We start from the raw sequence: 17,184 nt of genomic DNA on the forward strand, positions 1-17,184 counted from the left end.
TTGTCAGATGACCTTCATTCCCAACCCTGAATCGCGCTATCGTATGCCGATCATGTTCGGCCCCGCTCCGGGTCCGCGTCAGCACCGTGAGGGACGGATGTGGACGCTGGAAGAGGGCGGTTCGATGAACGCCCAATGGATGAAAGTGGGCTACCGCACCGATCCGGCGAAACTTGAAAAGCTTCTGCCGGCAGGGTTCAGCCTGCGCGGCGAACCGATCGTCTCGGTGAGCTGCGCCTGGTTCAAGAACCTCTACTGGCTGGCTGGGCGCGGCTACGGCATCTTGTCGGTCGATTTCCCGGTGACCTATCAAGGCAAGTCCGAGCGGTTGGACGGTGCACTCTGCCCGATCATCTGGGAAGGCTCGCCCGACGCAATCCTGACCGGCCGTGAAGAGCTTGGCTTTCCCAAGCTGTTCGCCAACTTTACCGATATCGACTGGAACGAGGGCGCCGGCACCGCATCGTGCGAGGCATCGTGGTATGATCACACCTTCTTCGATATCGCGCTGACCGATCTGGTCGAAGAAGCGAACCCCTTGCGCCAGCTTCCGGGTTCGAACGGTGGCGCGCAGATGTATTACAAGTACATGCCGCGCACCAGCGTCGGTGGGCGCGAAGGCGCTGATCTGGCTTATGTCACCACCTCGGCAGCGTTGCCCGGCAGCGGCGGTGCTGTCGCAAACATCAACTTCGACGAGTTCGAGTTTCGCCGCTGGACGGGTGCGGGCGCGCTGAACTGGCACCGCGCCACGTTCGAGCAGCTTCCGCTGTCCTCGCACATCGTCAACGGCATCGCCGACCTTGATATCCTTGAATACACCGATGCGGAGATGGTCCAGTTCACCGGGCCGGGTATTGCCGTGGCCATGAACAGCCATCGCGTGGTCGAGCCTGCCTGAGCCGGAGAGCCTGATTTCGGGCCGCCCTGCGCAGCTGCATCCAGTCAGTTTGCGTGGGGCGGACCGGCCGCGAACGGTCGGCTGTTCCGGTGTTTCGTACGATAACCAGCAGCTTGTAACGGTTGAACTGTAACGTTTCCGAACCGTGGATCACTTGCGGCGCGTGGCGCGTGCATGGTCAAGGTGACCGCAAGCAGGGCGATGCCCTCAGCCGGTCGCCATCCCAACGCAGCACGTTCTGGCCCTCATCCGGCCAGAGCCGGGCCAGAACCCCAGCCTGAAATCCGGATGGCGACAACAGTGGCGAACACGTCGGCCAAACCGGCGGTTTCTTGGGAGAATGCATTATGAACAACGGTACTCGTTGGCCAAAACCGTGGATCGCCGCTGCGTCTCTGACGCTTGTTGTGGCCGGTGTGGTCCAAGCGCAGGGCACACCGCCCGGAACCGCCCCGGCAGGCGTCCCGGCCGCGATGATGGCACCGGCAACCAAGGATCCTGCGGCCGCGCCGGAAGGCACGTATCGCATCGACCTCGAACATTCCTCTGTCGTTGCGCGGGTCTCACACCGCGGGATGTCCTACAATGTCGTGCGCTTCGGCGTGCGGGAAGGGACCATGCACTGGAACCCGGCAGATCCTGCGGCGATCGCGCTCGATGTGACGGTGGACGCCAAGCCCTACTATGCTCCGATCGTCTACAAGATTCCCCCGGAAAGCGCGCAGTCGCTCAACGTGGCGAAGTTTCCCGAGGCCCGCTTCGTCTCGACGGCTGTTCATGTGAGGGATGGCGGCCGCGCCACGATCGATGGCCAACTGACCTTGATGGGTGTGACCAAGCCGGTGGCGATCGAAGCCGAACTCGTCGGCATAGGCCGGTCGATGGAGGGCGCGCCTACGGCGGGTTTCACCGGGACCATGGCGATCAACTGGGGCGATTTCACCGCCCAGCCGATGGCCCGCATGATCGGCAAGGTCACTGTGGTGCTCGACGCAGAATTCATCCGCAACTGATCAGCGCGCAACTCGATTTTCGAGAGGTGAGAGGGCTTTGAGCTATGTTGAATGTCGCTGATCGATTGGGTTCGGGCATCGCCGAGATGCACCTCCTCGGTGCACGGATGATTGGTGCCGTTACCCCTGCCAGTCTTGCGCATGAAGCCGTTCTCTACATGGAAATGGATTTGCTGAGACAGGGCTGGCCGGTGGGCCAGTCGCTTGGTGCCTTGCCGCAGTTGCAGAAGCGTCTTGGTCTTGGCCGGCCGGCGTCGCGCGAAGCGGTGACCATTCTTGAGGCACGCGGCCTGCTGGATGTGCGTCGCGGCCCGGGCGGCGGCCTGTTCGTTGCGGCACCTGCGCTTGAAGATGTCGCGGGGGCGGCGCTGATGTATCTGGCGCTGAACGGCGGAACACACGCCTGCATCGTCGAGTTTCGTCTGCTGGTCTGGCGGATGGTGGTGACCGCAGCCGTCCAGCGCCGCGCCGCGCCGCCAGCCTGGCACGGGGCGATCAGCGAATGGGGACTGGCGGTCGAGCTTGCCGAGCGGGCGGGCAACCGGACCATGGGTCATCTGGCCCAGCTCGCCGAGATCCTTGTACGGATTTCGAGCAGTGGCGCGGTGCCGCCGCGCAGCAAGCCGCTCGAAACCGCGATCGGCCAAGGCAATCTTTCCGATGCGTTGAAGCACCTTGACGCGCTGCTGGGGCCGGTCAGCGAGGACGCGCCGGTCGTTGCATTGGGTGTGCCTGAACGCGGCTTCTCGTTGGCCGGGCGCAAGTCGGCCATGGCGCTGGCGGCCAGGCTGGCGCGCGAACTGGGCGCTCACACGGGCACGCAGGAAGCCGAATGGGAGACTGCCGACCGCTTGGGCTATACCGACGCCGCCGTTCGTCAGGCCCGGCGCATTCTTCAGGACTTCGGGATCGTGCGCTGCCGCAGGGGGCGCAAGGGCACCGAGCTGGCTCCGCCCGCGCCACCGACCGGTGTGATCCGCCTGCTGGCAGCGTGTCTGGTCGCCAGCGCCGGCTCGCCGAAGGATTTGCGTGAGGCGATACATGCCCTGATCAGCAGCGCACCCGCATTGGCGGCGCGGCGGGTCAAGGCTACGGGCTTGCCTCCATCGGTGCCGTCCAGCCCGGCAACCGGCCCTGATGCTTTCGAATTGCTGACGCTGGAAAACCGGCTGCTCGATCTTACCGGCAACCCCTTGCTCGCGATCATCGTGCGCTCGCTCGGGCTTGCCAACATCTTTGTCGAACGGGAACCGCCGACACCGCTGCACCTCAGCGATGTGATGGGGCTCAATCGCCGCATTCTGCGCGCCATCGAAAGCGGCGACGTTACCACTGCGGACATCCTGGCCACAGCCAAGCTGCAACTCATGCAACGCTCGGACGGGGAGTATCAAGGCGCCGCCTAGGCGGCGGCCGTTGCTGAAATGAATCATCTAACTCCGCACCTGCGCCACCGATAACGGTGAAACCAGATCTCGTGTCACGATCGTCCGATCCGCATCAAGCGCCTGACGCGACGGCCTGATTTGGAGTTTTATGATGGGTTTCCTGAAGAATTCGGTGACTGTCGGGCTGTCCGTTGCGGCCTGCTTCGGCCTTTCGGTTGCGCCTGCGCACGCCCATCATTCGTTCGCGGCCTATGACATGGGCAAGACCAGTACCGCCGAAGGGACGCTGAAGGAATTTCGCTGGGGCGCGCCGCATTCCTCGCTGGTCCTGATCTATCTTGAACGGGGCGTGCCCAAGCAGATGTCGATCATCAGCGGCAGCCCGTTGATGTTTGCACGGCAGGGCCTGAGCCCGCGCGACTTCAAGCGCGGCGACAAGATCAAGATCACCTACCACCCCAACAGCAGTGGTCAGCCCGGTGGTGCGCTGGCGAGCTTGTCCTTGCCGGGTGGCAAGTCGTTTTCCGATACCGAAGCTGCCCGCGCTGGCGGAAACTGAAGGACGCGACATGGTCATCGAACACACGCTTCGCCGGACGGTCGTGCGCGTTGCTGCGGCCGCTGCGGCTCTGGCTCTTGCCAGCGCAGCCCCGGCACTGGCCGCCACGCCGGATATTGAAGGCGTCTGGCAGATCGCTGCGCCGACAACCGTGCTCAAGCCGGTCACCGGCGAGGTGCCCTTCACCGCCGAGGGGCGCAAGGCCTATGCCGCCAACAAGGCGCTACGGGCAAAGGGGCGGTTCGACGATTACGACATAACGCTCTCGCGCTGTTCGAACCCCGGCGTTCCGCGGCTGGCACTGACGCCAAAGCGGTTCAAGATCTGGTATCGGCAGAACGTGGTCACGTTCGATTACGAATGGAACCGCGCGCTGCGCCAGATCAACGTCGGCGTGCCGCCCCAGCCCGATTTCATGGGCATGGCGCTCGTACCCACGGCCACCGGAAAATCCAACGGCCACTGGGAAGGGGATACGCTCGTCTCGGTCATGGAAGGGGCCTCGGACCGCACCTTGATCGATGATCTTGTGCCCCATGGCTATGACCTGAAGGTCACCGAACGCTACCGTCTGGTCGATCATGATACGCTGGAGGACCGGATCATGATCGAGGATCCGGCAACGTTCAGCAGGCCGTGGGAGGCCGTGGTCACGTACAAGCGCCAGCCCGATGCGATCTTCGCCGAGGACGTCTGCCTCGATCGTCTCGTCGCCAAACAGCCAGTCTTTCCGAAGTGAAGCGGCCACAATCTGATCTGGAGCATGCCGTCATGAGGAACCACGCCCTGTTCACCGCCTGCGCAAACGGTGGCTTGCTGGCCGGGGCGATGGCCTTGGCGCTGATCGCCGGAGCCGCGTCGGCGCAAGGCCTGCCGGACCCGGCGGGACCACCACTCGGCGGTCCACCATCAGGCCCGACGTCGGGTCCGCCGCCCGGCGCTGGCCAGCTCAGGTTGCCACCCGGCGCAGCGGCCGGGCCACCTCCGGGCGTCCCGCCGGGCCCCGTGCTGACGCCTGCGCAAAAGATTGCGGCGAGCCTGCCACCGCCCGGCCCCGGCGGGCTGCCGCCCAGACCGCCGCTCCCGGCCGATGCGCCGATGCCGCCGTCCGATCCGCATGACCTTCAGGGCACGTGGATCCACAGCCAGCCGCTGGAGTTTCGCGCGCAGAAGGACATGTACGGAATGGCGGTTCCCTTCACGATGGAGGGCGTCAAGGTTCTGTCACGCCGCGTCCAGTCGTTGAAGGACGGCAAGCCGTTCATCAACGCATCGGCAACCTGCCGTCCGCCCGGTCCGCAGTGGCAACGCGATCTGAACTTCCCCTTCCAGATCGTCCAGGCAAAGGACCACCTCGAGTTCATCTTCGAGGAATACCACGGCAGGTGGAACGTCCTGCTCGAACCGGCCAACGTGGCAGCGGCTGACGCCAAGCTGTATATGGGGCGCTCGGTCGGTCATTGGGACGGCAGCACGCTGGTGGTCGAGACCAAGGATTTCCGGCAGGCGATCTGGCTCGATGTCGATGGCACGCCGCTTTCGGCAAACGGCAAGCTGATCCAGCGCATCCGCAAGGTCAACGATGGCGGCCACGTGCCCTATCTCGAAATCATCACGACGATCGTCGACCCGACCTATTACACCAAGCCCTGGTCGATCGCCCGGACGTTCGGTTGGGAGCCGTATCAGGCGGTTTTCGCCGAATACAACTGTGAGGAGCAGGTCGGCGATCCGAGCGTGAGCGCCGACGCCGGGCTGGTGCCCGAGCCGCAGGACTGACCCATCCTCTCGCCGACAGGAGGCCTCATGCCACCGACAACCCATGTTCCACAGCGCTCAAGCCTGTGTCTGCGGCTGATGCTGATCCCGGCAGTGCTGGCTTGTGCGCCATCGCCGGCTTTGGCGCACGAAACGCGCGGTGAAGCGCGCAACAAGCAGGTCGTGGTCGATTTCTACGCGGCCTTGAACGCGGCGGATGCGGCAGGCACCACCGCCCAGCGCATCGCTCCGATTGCCGCCAAGTACATCGACCCGGCCTATGTCCAGCACGGAGAGGCGTTCGCCAACCTGCCCGGACCCGGTAGCGCGCGTGACAAGCTTGTGCGCATGTTCCAGCACATGCCGCCAATGCCGCCACGCGCCGCCCCCAAAACGCTGGCCGTCATGGCGCAGGGCGATCTTGTGACGATGGTGACGAGCCGCGAAATGCCCGATCCGGCAACCGGCAAGATCAAGCAGCTAGTCATTTTCAACATGTTCCGGCTCGCGAAGGGCCGCTTGATCGAACATTGGGACAGCCTGCCACCGATGGGGCCGGGCGGCTCAGGTCCGCCACCTGGGGCGGCCGAAGTGCCAGCCGCTCCCAAGTAGCGATGCCGGTGTAACGGTACGCAACCGCCCTGAAAACCGTTCTCTACAAGCGTTTCTGCAGCCGATGCGAGATCAGGGATACGGATGTTCTGACATTATCCTCGATTGCGATTCAGGCTCGATTTTTCGGGATGAGATCGCACGAATACTGGGGAGATTTTAAGTATGGCGATCGATGAGTTCATTCGTGCGGTCTACGGGTCTGCGATCAGTACGGGAATTCGCGAGACTTCGTGGATCATCCCGGCGGTGCAAAGCGTTCACATCCTTGGTATCGCGGTGGTGATCGGCTCCGCGATTGTCATGGATCTGCGCCTTGCGGGCGTGCTTGCCACCGATGAGTCCCCGCAGGCCGTGGTCCGGCGACACCTTCCGTGGATGTGGTCGGCGCTGGCCCTGCTGCTTGGCACCGGCTTCGTGCTTGGCTTGGGCGAGCCGGACCGCGTGGTCGGCAATGTGGTGTTCTGGGCCAAGATGGGCTTGGTGCTTTGCGCGTTCATCCTGACCCTGCTGTTTCGCTATCCGATCCTGCATCCGGACTACCGGATCGAGCACGCGCGCATGGCGAAGCTGATCAAGCCGCTGGCCTGGGTATCGCTGGCCATCTGGGTCGCCGTGATCTTTTGCGGCCGCTGGATCGCATACGCCCAATAACCGAGAATTCGTGCGGAGAATGACGTTATGGAACCTGATGTGCCGGTAAACGGTCTCATGCAGATGCTGTATGATTCAGCGGTCGGGGCGGCGATCCGCGAAAGCGATACGCTGTTTCCCATGTTGGAGAGCGTTCATGTTTTGATGATCGCTGTGGTTGTCGGAACGATCGCCATCGTCGATCTGCGATTGCTGGGCGTCGCATCGCATCGCCGTGGCGCGCGCCAACTGACCATCGACATGCTGCCCTTCACCTGGGTGGCGTTCGTCGTCGCGCTGATTACGGGAAGCCTGCTGTTCGTGTCCAACGCCACGGGCTATTACGAAAGCCTGCCGTTCCGGTTCAAGCTGCTGACCATTCTGCTGGCCGGGATCAACATGGCGGTCTTTCATGTGACCGCCTATCGCAAGGTCGGCGAATGGGACGATCAGGTGCGAACGCCAAGAGCGGCGCGGATTGCCGGTTTCGCGTCGTTGACCTTGTGGATGCTCATCGTCTTTCTGGGGCGCTGGATCGGCTATTCCTATCCGCTTGCATGAGCCGGGCGCAGCGCTGACCAATGCCGGGGGGCCGCACGTTGTGTCGGCCCCCTGTTCTTTTGCAGGCGCAGTCGCGATCACCGGACGTGCGCTGGGACGCGCTCCGCAAAATGTTGATTTTGCGACGTTACAGAACGAATTTTGAGACTGTAACGCACTAGCGTTCGATGTCGGGCAACCGCAATCCGGTATGCGCGACGGCGTTCGTGCCACCCACGGTTCGGCAACCGGGACGGCGCCTGTCAGCAGTATTCAGATCGATCGGGAGAGGTCCACCGCATGAAAACATGCATCCGCCAAGGCTCCAGCGTAGTTCTGGCCGCCGTTCTGTGTCAGTCGGTGCCACTTCGCGCGCAGGCACCGCTTCCACCCGGCGATGTCACCAGCGATGCGCCAGCGGCAGCCCCAGCCACCGGACAAACCGGCACCGGACAAACCGGCACCGGACAAACCGGCACCGGACAAACTTCCACCGGACAAACCGGCACCCAGATCGTTGTTTTTGGACGGGCCGAGGCCAAGATCGGGATCGCTCATGCCGCCAGCGAGGGGACCATCAGCGGTCTGGATCTGCTCGTTCGCCCGTTGTTGCGGACGGCCGAATTGCTCGAAGCGGTGCCGGGCATGATCGCCGCGCAGCATTCGGGCAGCGGCAAGGCCAACCAGTATTTCCTGCGTGGCTTCAACCTCGATCATGGCTCGGACTTCAGCACTTACATCGACGGCGTGCAGATGAATTTCCGCACGCATGGGCACGGTCAGGGCTATCTCGACCTTAACGGGCTGATCCCGGAAATCATCGCGCGGGAGGATTTCCGCAAGGGCCCCTACCGCGCCGATGGCGGCGATTTCGCCATGGCTGGCGCGGCCTACATGTCGACCATCGACCGTTTCGATCGTCCCTGGCTGTCGGTGGAGGGCGGCTCTTATGGTCACCGCCGGTTTGCCGTGGGTGGGACGGCCAAGGGCGTTGCGGGGGGCGACCTTACCGCTGTCGGCGAATTCCGCGTCTATGACGGCCCATGGCAGCAGCCCGAACATTTGCGCCACTATGCCGGGTTCCTGAAGTTCGCCAGGCCGACAGGACACGGGGAGCTGGAACTGACGCTGCACGGCTATCGTGGCACATGGCAGCCGACCGAGCAGATCCCCGAGCGGATCATCGGCTCTGCGCTCTGCGCCGATGCGTTCTGCTCGCCCGACCCGACCGCAACCGGCCAAACCACCCGATTGATCGCCAATGCCAAGCTTTCGGGCAAGGACTGGCGCGCGAATGTCTATGCCCAGTATTACGATTGGGACATGTTCTCGAACCCGGAATACCACGATGCGAGCGGGGCCAGCGCCCAGATTCACCAGATCGATCGTCGTGCGGTCTATGGCCTGACCGCCCAGAAGGACTGGACGTTCTCGGACAAGTTCGAGCTTGCCCTGGGAACCGAGAACCGGCTCGATGCGATCCAGCGGGTTGGCGTGCAGCGCACCGCCGCCCGTCAACTGGTGAGTTCGCTGGGGCTTTACCGGGTCAATGAGGCTTCGGCATCGCTGCATGCTTCGGCGACATGGCGGCCACTTGCGGGACTGCGCCTGATGGGCGGGCTGCGCGGCGATTACTATCACTATACGGTGCGCGCGCTCGATGCCGAAGCTGCGGCGCTGGGTCAGGGCTCAGGCTCGGACGGCGTGCTCTCGCCCAAGGCGCAGGCGGCCTATCAGGTCAGCGATCATCTGGAACTCTATGCCAACTGGGGCAGGGGCTTTCATTCGAACGATGTGCGCGGTGCGGTCACGACGCCGCCGGTACCGGTGCTGGTTGCAGGCACCGGCAAGGAACTGGGGCTGCGCTTTCAGCAGCACGGTTTCACGCTGACTGCGACCTACTGGTGGCTCGATCTTGGCAGCGAGCTGAAGTTCGTGGGCGATTCGAACGCTGTCGAGCCAACCAGCGCCAGCCGTCGCCGCGGTTACGAGATCGTCGCGTTCTGGCGTCCTGCGCCGTGGCTTGCGATCGATGCCAATTACACGGCAAGCCATGCCCGCTATGACAACGGCGACTACATCCCCAACGCCTTCGAAAATGCGGCGTCGGCCGGGGTTTCGTTCGTGCAGGGCCCGTGGCAGGCCAGCATCCGCTTGCGCCACCTTGGGCCCTATCCGCTGATCGAGGACAATTCCCAGCGCGACAAGGGCAGCAATGTGGTCAATCTGCGCGGCGCCAGAACGCTTGGGGCCTTCGAGATCTATGCCGAAGCGCTGAACCTTTTCGACAGCCACGACAAGGACATCGCCTATTGGTATTCGTCCTATATCCCCGGCTTCGATGCGGCTCCGACAGAGGGGCGTCTGAGCCGCGTGGTCGAGCCGCGAACCATCCGGGCGGGCGTGAAGTTCCACTTCTGAGCTTGCGAATTGCCCATTTGTGAGGATTTTAGTTGAACCGAACGGTCAGTTTGGGTGAAGGGGAAAGCAGCGCGGCGGTGGCCGTCGCCACACGATGTGGATATAGAGGAAATCGGGTATGGCCGTTCGGCCTCGGCTCACCGAAGGTTCAAAGCCTTCACAGTCGCTTCTTGGCCAACTGGATACGGCCCGCAGCGCGACCGACAAAGGTGACCGGCGCAGCACGCGTACGCGCCTCGCCCTGCTTGAGGCGGCCCAGCAGCTTTTTGCGGCCCGCTCGATCGATGGTGTCAGCATTGACGACATCGCGCGTGAGGCCGACGTTGCCAAGGGCAGCCTCTACAACCATTTCGAAAGCAAGGAGGCGCTTGCTGACGAGCTGTTCCGCATGGTGCGCGGGCATGTCGCCCACTTGCTGGACTCGGCCATCGACGCTGCCACCCCGCCGCCGGAGCGACTGGTGCGCGGCTCGTTCGTCATCTTGCGCTTCGCCATCGACCACCCCGAAAGTGTCGCCGCGCTGATCAAGCTTTCGCCGCAGTTGCTGGACGAGAAGGCACCGCTAAACGTCAAGGCGCGCGAGATCATCGTCGAGGGCCTCGAGACAGGGCACTTCAAGGGAATCCCGCCCGATTCCGCGACTTTGCTGGTCGTTGGGGCGATGCTGGTCATGCTGCAGGATTCGATTGACCGGAAGAAGTCCGTCAAGCGCCTGATCGCCCGGATCACGCCACTCATGGCCGGTGTGCTGAAGGCTCTGGGGGTCGATGCGGAAACGGCATCCGCAGCGGCCAAATCGGCGGCCCGCGCCAATCTGGAGTAGCGCGGTACCGACGGCAGGGGTTTACAGGCAGGGGTTTACGGGCAGGGGTTTACGGGCAGGGGTTTACGGGCAGGGGTTTACGGGGTCAGGCGAAGTTGAAACTGCGGCTGACGAACCAGTACACCCCTTCCAGCACAAGTCCCGCCGCGCACAGGTCGACCACGATCGGCCGTGGCAGCGTCAGCTTGAAATGCCGCAGCAGGCCGACCGCTCCGACAAGGATGGACACCACCGCAAGCTGGCCCAGTTCGACACCAAGGTTGAAACCGACCAGCAGTTCGGCAAGCTTGGCGGGGGGTATCGCTTCGTTGAGCAAGTCGGCGGCAAAGCCGAAGCCATGGATAAGGCCAAATATCAGCGTCACGACAAGGCGCAGCCGCCCGGCGTCGCGCACATGTCCGGCAACCAGCAGGTAATTGGACGCGAACAAGCCCGCGCCGAACAGCAGGGTGAAGGGCAGCAGACCGATCCCGAACAGCTTCAGCAGCGCCATCGCGAACAGGCCGATGGCCGTCCAGATCGCGAACAGGCGTGGCCGGTGCACTTGCACCGCAAGGTTCTCGATCCCGATCAGCGCGATGGTCAGCGCGACGAGGGCATCGATGAATTCGGCATGCGGGCGAATGATCCCGGTCACGGCCAGCGCGAGTGTCAGACTGTGCCCCAGGGTAAAGCCGCTGATCACGAAAATCAGATCCCTGAACCGCCGCGAGATAAGGACCAGCCCGAGCAAAAAGCTCATGTGATCGAGCCCGGTGAAGATGTGCATGAGGCCCATCTTGATGAATGTCAGGAAGCCGGCCCCTTCGATCTCGCCACCCTGCGCCCGGCTCATGTCGATGGTTTGGCTGTCACTGGTCAGCACATCCTCGACGAAGTCCCCCTTGGCCGTCTGGATCTGCGCCATGTTGACATGGGTCGGCACCAGTTCGAAGAACGCCGCATCGCGCAGCACGATTTCTTCGGCGGACGGGCAATCGTACAGGAATTCGATCCGGCGATAGCCTGTTGCAGCGGCTACCGGGCGCGGTTTGCCGGCCAGAGAGCACGGCCGCCCTTCGGCGGTGGCCCCCACTCTGGGCGACAGATAGGCGATCAATTGCGGTGCATTGGGTGGGCGACCGTCAGACGTCAGGCGCCGTGCTTCAAGGTCTGTAACCGAGAAGGTCAGATGGACCGAGCTGCCATCGACCAGCCAGGTCGAATGCGATTCGGACCGGGTGTGCGCATGGGCCGATGCACTGAAGCAAAGGACCGTGGCTGCCAGCGCAAGGAGCAGGCGTTCCAGACCGCGCATGATCATTTCAGATCCGACGCGATCTTGATGTCCGCCCGCTTCTTCAGGAAGCGCTGGTTGCCCGCTTGCAGGCGCGCCACCTTGTCGGCGAGAAAGTCGGCCAGAACCTGATCGCGGGCTTGCGCATAAGGCGTGGTGACCGGCCGCTTGTTGCGGATCATCTGCAGGATGTGGAGCCCATCGGGCATGGGAATGGGGGCGGACACCGTTCCGTCCTCCATCTTGCGGGCGATGGCAAAGAGCGGCTCGCCAAGATGCTGTTCCGCCGCGAAATAGAATTCCTCGCCGTCATCCACCCGGCCGGTGGTTTTCAATCCGAGCGATGCTGGCGCGGCACCCTTGCGCAAAGCCGCCACCGCCTGCTGGCCATCGCTGCCGCGTGGGACAAGCCATTCGTGCAGCGTGACCAGGCCTTCGCTGGCATACTTTTCCATGTGGCTGCCGTACCAGGTCGCCAGTTCGTCCTCGGCAGGCTTCGAGGTCATCGCGTCCTGCGCGATCTGCCCTTCGGTCGCCTGAACCAGAGCCTGCCGCACATCGATATCGTCGTTGGACAGCCCCATCTCGATCCCGCGCTGCACATAGAGTTCCTCACGGATCATGTCCTCCAGCACCTTCTGCCGCTGGGCGAGGGTCGTCTGGGCGAGCGGCACACTGTAAAGCGCCGTGATCTGCGCGATCAGATCCGCGCGCAGGATCGGCACATTGTTGACCAGCGCGGCGTCTTCGGCCGGGACCGCAGCGGTGCGCGTGCCTTGTGCGGTGAACAATCCGTACCCGGCAATGGCCAGACCGATCAGCGATGCAGCGGCTGCCAACAGCATCGAGCGGCGGCCGACGGGCTGATGGATGTCCCAGATCGCGACTTGCGGGTCGCTGGCAAGGGGAGGTTGCTTGCTCATTTCGTTTCCTGCCCTGGGTGGGCCAGCGAGGCGGTGTAGACGGCGACATTGCGCAGTTCCGCAGCGGTCAGAACTCTGGCGAACGCTGGGCTCTTGCCCGCGCGTCCGCGTTGCAGGGTGCGGCGGATATCCTCGGGACGCCCGCCATACAGCCAGACAGCGTCTGTCAGGTTCGGCGCGCCAATCGCCGGATCACCGCCAAGGTCGCGGCCGTGGCAATCCCAGCAGCCTGCCTTGGTATAAGCCGTTATGCCGCGCTTCATCGCCGAGACGTCGGTCGTGCGGCCGGTGAAGGAGAGGAGGTACTGCGTCAGGTCTTCGATCTGCGCCGGAGATTGCGGAGGCAAGGCTTCGGCGGCGTCGGGCACCTTGCTGGCATAGGCTGGCATCACGGCCAGGTTCCAGCCGTGCTTGTTGCCCGCGCGGATGCCGTATCGCGCGATCTCCTCGATCTGGGCGACCGAACCTGTGCCGTACAAGGTGTCGCTGTCGGTCAGATCGGATGCGCCCAAGGTTATGTCGCCGCGACCATCGGGGCCGTGGCAGGCCGCGCAATGTTTGTCGAAAACGCGCTTCCCGTTGGTGAGTGCCACGCTGCGAAGCCGGGGATCGCGCAGGATCGCATCCGGGTCGGCGCGCAGAACGTCTGCCTGCGCGCTGGCTCGCCACCAGCTCAGGCCAGCCGTGGTGCCAGCGATCGCCAGCACGACCGCCGCCCACACCGCGCTGCGGGTCTTCAAACGGACAGCCATGCCGGGCCAGCGATGTGCGGGATGTCAGGGAGGTGTGCCATGGGCGGAGCGTTGGCCAACCCCGTTCGACCCGTCCAGCAGCGAACGGTAACGTACATGTTGCAGCCCCTGTTACCGCGTTACCCGAGCGGTACACGTATAGAGCTGTCCCGATTGCGCTTGTTTGGAAACCGAAGCCTGATAGCTACCGGGCATGACCCAAAAGGACATGGAATTCAGGGACAGTCTGGCAAAGGAGGCCGCCCGGGTACGCGAAAGCGGCGATCTCGGGCGGTCCGAGCCGCTGGTGAAGCTGTTTGATTTCCTGCTGCAATGTTCGCTGGCGGGGCGCGTGCCCAAGGGGATCGAGGTCGCGCAGGAGGTGTTTGGCAAGACCTCCGATTTCGACGAGATGCTCGACGCGTCGGTGCGGGTCTATATTCACCGGCTGCGGCGCAAACTGGGTGAGCATTACGCGCGCCTGCCTCACCACGATTGCCGCATTTCGATCCCGCTGGGGGAGTATCGGCTCGTTCTGGCGGCAGCGGGCGCGACGGGTGATGAGGCTGTCGAGCCTGCTGCGGCCGATGAGCCTGCTGCCGTCACCCCGCCGCTGGTCGGTGCCAGGACAAGCTGGCCCATCCGGCCACTATGGCTCGCCCTGATCGGCCTTGCACTGATCAACGCCTTGGGCTGGTATTACTATGCGCAGCGGCAAATGCCCGATTCTGGCGTTATCGGAACCGCGTTCTGGAGGCCGATCGTCGATAACCGGCGCCCGACGCTGCTCGTTCTGGGTGACTATTACATTTTCGGCGAGACGACGGACAACGTCACCATATCGCGGCTGACTCGTGATTTCGCCGTCAATTCGCGCGAAGATCTCGAACATTATGTGGTCCTGCACCCTGACAGGGCGCGGGTCTATCGGGACGTGAACCTGCACTATCTGCCGATCGGCACGGGCCGGGCGCTGCGCAGTCTGCTGCCGACCGTCAACGCCGCGGCGCGTGGCAGCGGGGTGAGGCCGGGTGTCGAGAACATGTCCGAAGTGAAGCCGGAAATCCTCAAGGAAGCCAACATCGTCTATGTCGGGTTCTTCAGCGGTCTGGGCGCGCTGCAAGATCCTCTGTTCCGCGCATCGGGCTTCAAGATCGGTGATTCCTTCGATGAACTGGTGGACAAGACCACCAGCCGCCGCTTCAAATCGGACTGGAACGTGGTTGCCGAAGGCAAAGTTCCGCAGCGCGACTATGGCTATATCGCCAGTCTGCGAGGCCCGACCGGCAATCGCATCCTGATCATTGCCGGTACGCGCGACCCCGGCATCGTGCAGATGTCGGAAGTTGCCGCCGATCAGGCGCAGCTCGATGCGATTGCCGCGAAGGTCGGCGACAATGCTTTCGAGGCCTTGTTCGAGGTGCGCACGCTCGGCAATCTCAATCTTGGCAGCTCACTGGTCACGGTCCGGCCGATGCGGGCCCAGAGCATCTGGTAACTGGTCCAGCTGCCAGTGATCGGTTCTGCTGCCAATGATTGGTTCTACTGCCAGTGCAAGGCGCGCAACGGGCAGGCCAAAGGCGTGTCGGCCTCGCGCCCGGCTCTTCCTGCTCCTTCCGTTTTCAAGATCCGCTGCCGTTCGAACGCGGCGCAGGGCAGCACGTCGTTCCTGACCCCTCGATCTGATCGAACACGCCCGGAAATCTGCATACCATAAAATATCGGCCGATCATCCCGCATCAATGCGTAAAATTGTCTTGTCCAAAATATGCATATGCGCCAAATTGGCGAAGATAAGAAATTTCACAGATCGAGTCGGGAGAGCGACGGATGGTCCTGAGGGCGCTGCAAAAGCAGGCGGGAAGACGCCCGCTTCATACTTTGCCGATGATCAGCGCATGACTGAGGCGGTGCAGAAAGCCGGGTCGCAATTTGCGCTGGGCCTGGTCGATCCGGTGCTGGCGGAAATCGCCAAGCAGGGGTCCATCTTTGAAATGGGCGTGATCGACGGGATGCGTCAGTTCGTGCGCGCGCCTGCCAACCTTCATCAGATGATCGAGGGAGCGAGGCGGTTTGGGGATCAGACCTGTGTGGTCGATTTCGACGGGGATCGAACCGAACGGCGTCTGACCTTCGCTCAGGTCTTTGCGCGACGTGACCAGCTGGCGGCACACTTGCGGATTGCACCGGGCGAACGCGTGGCGATCTGCATGCGCAACCGCGCCGAGTGGCTGATCGGCTACCTCGCGGTGATCGCGGCGGGCGGTGTTGCGGTGCTGCTCAACAGCCGCGCCGCCGGGCCTGAGCTGCTGGCCATGCTTGAAGATGCCGACCCTGCCATTGCACTCGTCGATGGGCCAGCGGCGCAGGCTCTGGACGCGGCAGGATATTCCGGGCGTACGCTCGATCTGACAGCGGCGTCCGATCCGGGCGACGCGGCGCCTGCCAGTGCAGCCACTGCATCAGGCGGGGCCGCAGCGCGGGCTGACGATCCGTGCAGCATCCTGTTCACCTCAGGCACCACCGGCCGTGCCAAAGGCGCGGTTCTGGGGCATCGCAACCTGATCACCGGGCTGATGAGCACGCAGCTTGCAGGCGCGATGGTGCTGCACAACATGGCGAGCCAGTACGGCATGACCGCCGAGGCGCTGCTCGCCGGAATGCCGCAGCAGGCCGCGTTGCTCGTGTTTCCGCTGTTTCATGTTTCGGGCTTGGGTTCGGGATTTCTGTCCCCGTTCCTCGCCGGGTCGAAGATCGTGATCATGCGCCGGTGGGACGCCACCGAAGCGGTGCGGCTGATCGCGGAGGAAGGCGTGACGATGTTCAGCGGCGTCCCGACGATGCTGTGGGACATCGTGCATCGCGCCAAACTGGTGGCCGGCGATCTGGCGAACTTGCGCAACATCGGCTGCGGTGGACAGGCCTTGCCGGTCAACCTGATCGACGCGATCCATGCGGCCTGCCCGCAGGCTCAGATCGGCACCGGCTATGGCATGACCGAGTGCTCGGGCGCGATCGCGCAGGCCGTCGGCCCCGATTTCCTGCGCCGACCGGCTTCGGCCGGGCGTGTCTTGCCGCTGGTCGACGTGCGGATCATCGCTGCGGATGGCGAAAACCAGCCCGTCGGCGGGGTTGGCGAGATCGTCGTGCGCGGCCCGCAAGTGATGCAGGGTTACTGGAACCGGCCCGAGGACACGGCGGCGGTGCTGTCTCCCGACGGCTGGCTGCGCACCGGCGATGTCGGGATGGTCGATGCCGACGGCTATGTCTTCATCGTCGACCGCAAGAAGGACATGGTGATCTCGGGCGGCGAGAACATCTATTGCGCCGAGGTCGAGCGGGTGATCGGCGAGATCGCGGGCGTGCACGAATGCGCCGCGTTCGGCTTGCCCGATGACCGGCTGGGTGAACGGCTGGTGGCGGTGGTCGTGGCCGATGGCCTGCACGAAGCGGCGATCGTCGATCACGTGGCCGAACGACTGGCGCGCTACAAGGCGCCGCATCGGGTGGCGATAAGCCGCCAAACCTTGCCTCGCAACGCCTTGGGCAAGGCCGACAAGATCGCGCTGCGACAGGCGTGGAACAGCCTTTTGGGAGAACAATGAC

General features: G+C 63.6%; 16 protein-coding genes. 13 read left to right on the forward strand and 3 right to left on the reverse strand.

Annotation, left to right across the window (positions count from 1 at the left end):
* Window positions 1-7 precede the first annotated feature (7 nt).
* The 11 genes from LDN95_RS04750 (at window position 8) to LDN95_RS04800 (ending at window position 10,648) form a co-directional block, all read left to right on the forward strand.
* Window positions 8-901, forward strand: a complete 894-nt coding sequence (locus tag LDN95_RS04750) for an acetoacetate decarboxylase family protein (RefSeq protein ID WP_226016495.1) — start codon at window positions 8-10, stop codon at window positions 899-901.
* A gap of 347 nt (window positions 902-1,248) precedes the next feature.
* The gene (locus LDN95_RS04755; RefSeq protein WP_226016496.1) at window positions 1,249-1,914 is read left to right on the forward strand and encodes a YceI family protein; all 666 of its coding nucleotides are present in this window, start codon (window positions 1,249-1,251) and stop codon (window positions 1,912-1,914) included.
* Window positions 1,915-1,961: 47 nt separating this feature from the next.
* On the forward strand, window positions 1,962-3,320 hold the full coding sequence (locus LDN95_RS04760; protein WP_226016497.1) for a hypothetical protein: 1,359 nt from the start codon (window positions 1,962-1,964) through the stop codon (window positions 3,318-3,320).
* A gap of 133 nt (window positions 3,321-3,453) precedes the next feature.
* Window positions 3,454-3,861, forward strand: a complete 408-nt coding sequence (locus LDN95_RS04765) for a DUF6152 family protein (RefSeq protein ID WP_226016498.1) — start codon at window positions 3,454-3,456, stop codon at window positions 3,859-3,861.
* Between the two features lie 10 nt (window positions 3,862-3,871).
* Window positions 3,872-4,600, forward strand: a complete 729-nt coding sequence (locus LDN95_RS04770; RefSeq protein WP_226016499.1) for a hypothetical protein — start codon at window positions 3,872-3,874, stop codon at window positions 4,598-4,600.
* A gap of 32 nt (window positions 4,601-4,632) precedes the next feature.
* A complete protein-coding gene (locus LDN95_RS04775; protein WP_226016500.1) occupies window positions 4,633-5,640 on the forward strand; it encodes a hypothetical protein in 1,008 nt (335 codons plus the stop codon).
* Window positions 5,641-5,667: 27 nt separating this feature from the next.
* A complete protein-coding gene (locus LDN95_RS04780; RefSeq protein WP_226016501.1) occupies window positions 5,668-6,231 on the forward strand; it encodes a nuclear transport factor 2 family protein in 564 nt (187 codons plus the stop codon).
* A gap of 165 nt (window positions 6,232-6,396) precedes the next feature.
* On the forward strand, window positions 6,397-6,885 hold the full coding sequence (locus LDN95_RS04785) for a DUF6644 family protein (protein WP_226016502.1): 489 nt from the start codon (window positions 6,397-6,399) through the stop codon (window positions 6,883-6,885).
* 63 nt (window positions 6,886-6,948) lie between these two features.
* A complete protein-coding gene (locus LDN95_RS04790; RefSeq protein WP_226016503.1) occupies window positions 6,949-7,425 on the forward strand; it encodes a DUF6644 family protein in 477 nt (158 codons plus the stop codon).
* Between the two features lie 339 nt (window positions 7,426-7,764).
* On the forward strand, window positions 7,765-9,825 hold the full coding sequence (locus tag LDN95_RS04795; protein ID WP_370631653.1) for a TonB-dependent receptor: 2,061 nt from the start codon (window positions 7,765-7,767) through the stop codon (window positions 9,823-9,825).
* 118 nt (window positions 9,826-9,943) lie between these two features.
* Window positions 9,944-10,648: a TetR/AcrR family transcriptional regulator gene (locus LDN95_RS04800; protein WP_226016504.1), complete on the forward strand. Its 705-nt coding sequence runs from the start codon at window positions 9,944-9,946 to the stop codon at window positions 10,646-10,648.
* An 85-nt stretch (window positions 10,649-10,733) separates the two neighbouring features.
* On the opposite strand, the gene LDN95_RS04805 is transcribed toward LDN95_RS04800, so the two are convergent.
* Genes LDN95_RS04805 through LDN95_RS04815 form a run of 3 tightly spaced genes read right to left on the reverse strand, consistent with a single transcriptional unit; the run spans window position 10,734 to window position 13,599 of the window.
* Window positions 10,734-11,951, reverse strand: coding sequence for a HupE/UreJ family protein (locus LDN95_RS04805; RefSeq protein ID WP_226016505.1), 1,218 nt, complete (start codon window positions 11,949-11,951; stop codon window positions 10,734-10,736).
* Complete coding sequence (locus LDN95_RS04810) at window positions 11,948-12,847, reverse strand: peptidyl-prolyl cis-trans isomerase (protein ID WP_226016506.1); 900 nt, start codon at window positions 12,845-12,847, stop codon at window positions 11,948-11,950. The genes LDN95_RS04805 and LDN95_RS04810 overlap by 4 nt, the downstream gene beginning before the upstream one ends.
* Window positions 12,844-13,599 carry a c-type cytochrome gene (locus LDN95_RS04815; protein ID WP_226016507.1) on the reverse strand — a complete coding sequence of 252 codons (756 nt, stop codon included), beginning with the start codon at window positions 13,597-13,599 and terminating at the stop codon, window positions 12,844-12,846. Before LDN95_RS04815 ends, LDN95_RS04810 begins: the two co-directional genes overlap by 4 nt.
* Window positions 13,600-13,792: 193 nt before the next feature.
* Between LDN95_RS04815 and LDN95_RS04820 the strand changes: the two genes are divergently transcribed.
* Complete coding sequence (locus tag LDN95_RS04820) at window positions 13,793-15,076, forward strand: helix-turn-helix domain-containing protein (RefSeq protein ID WP_226016508.1); 1,284 nt, start codon at window positions 13,793-13,795, stop codon at window positions 15,074-15,076.
* A gap of 400 nt (window positions 15,077-15,476) precedes the next feature.
* Window positions 15,477-17,183, forward strand: a complete 1,707-nt coding sequence (locus tag LDN95_RS04825) for a class I adenylate-forming enzyme family protein (RefSeq protein ID WP_226016509.1) — start codon at window positions 15,477-15,479, stop codon at window positions 17,181-17,183.
* Window position 17,184 lies beyond the last annotated feature (1 nt).

Source organism: Novosphingobium sp. FKTRR1 (genome assembly GCF_020404405.1).
In the GTDB taxonomy this organism is placed as follows: Bacteria; Pseudomonadota; Alphaproteobacteria; order Sphingomonadales; family Sphingomonadaceae; genus Novosphingobium.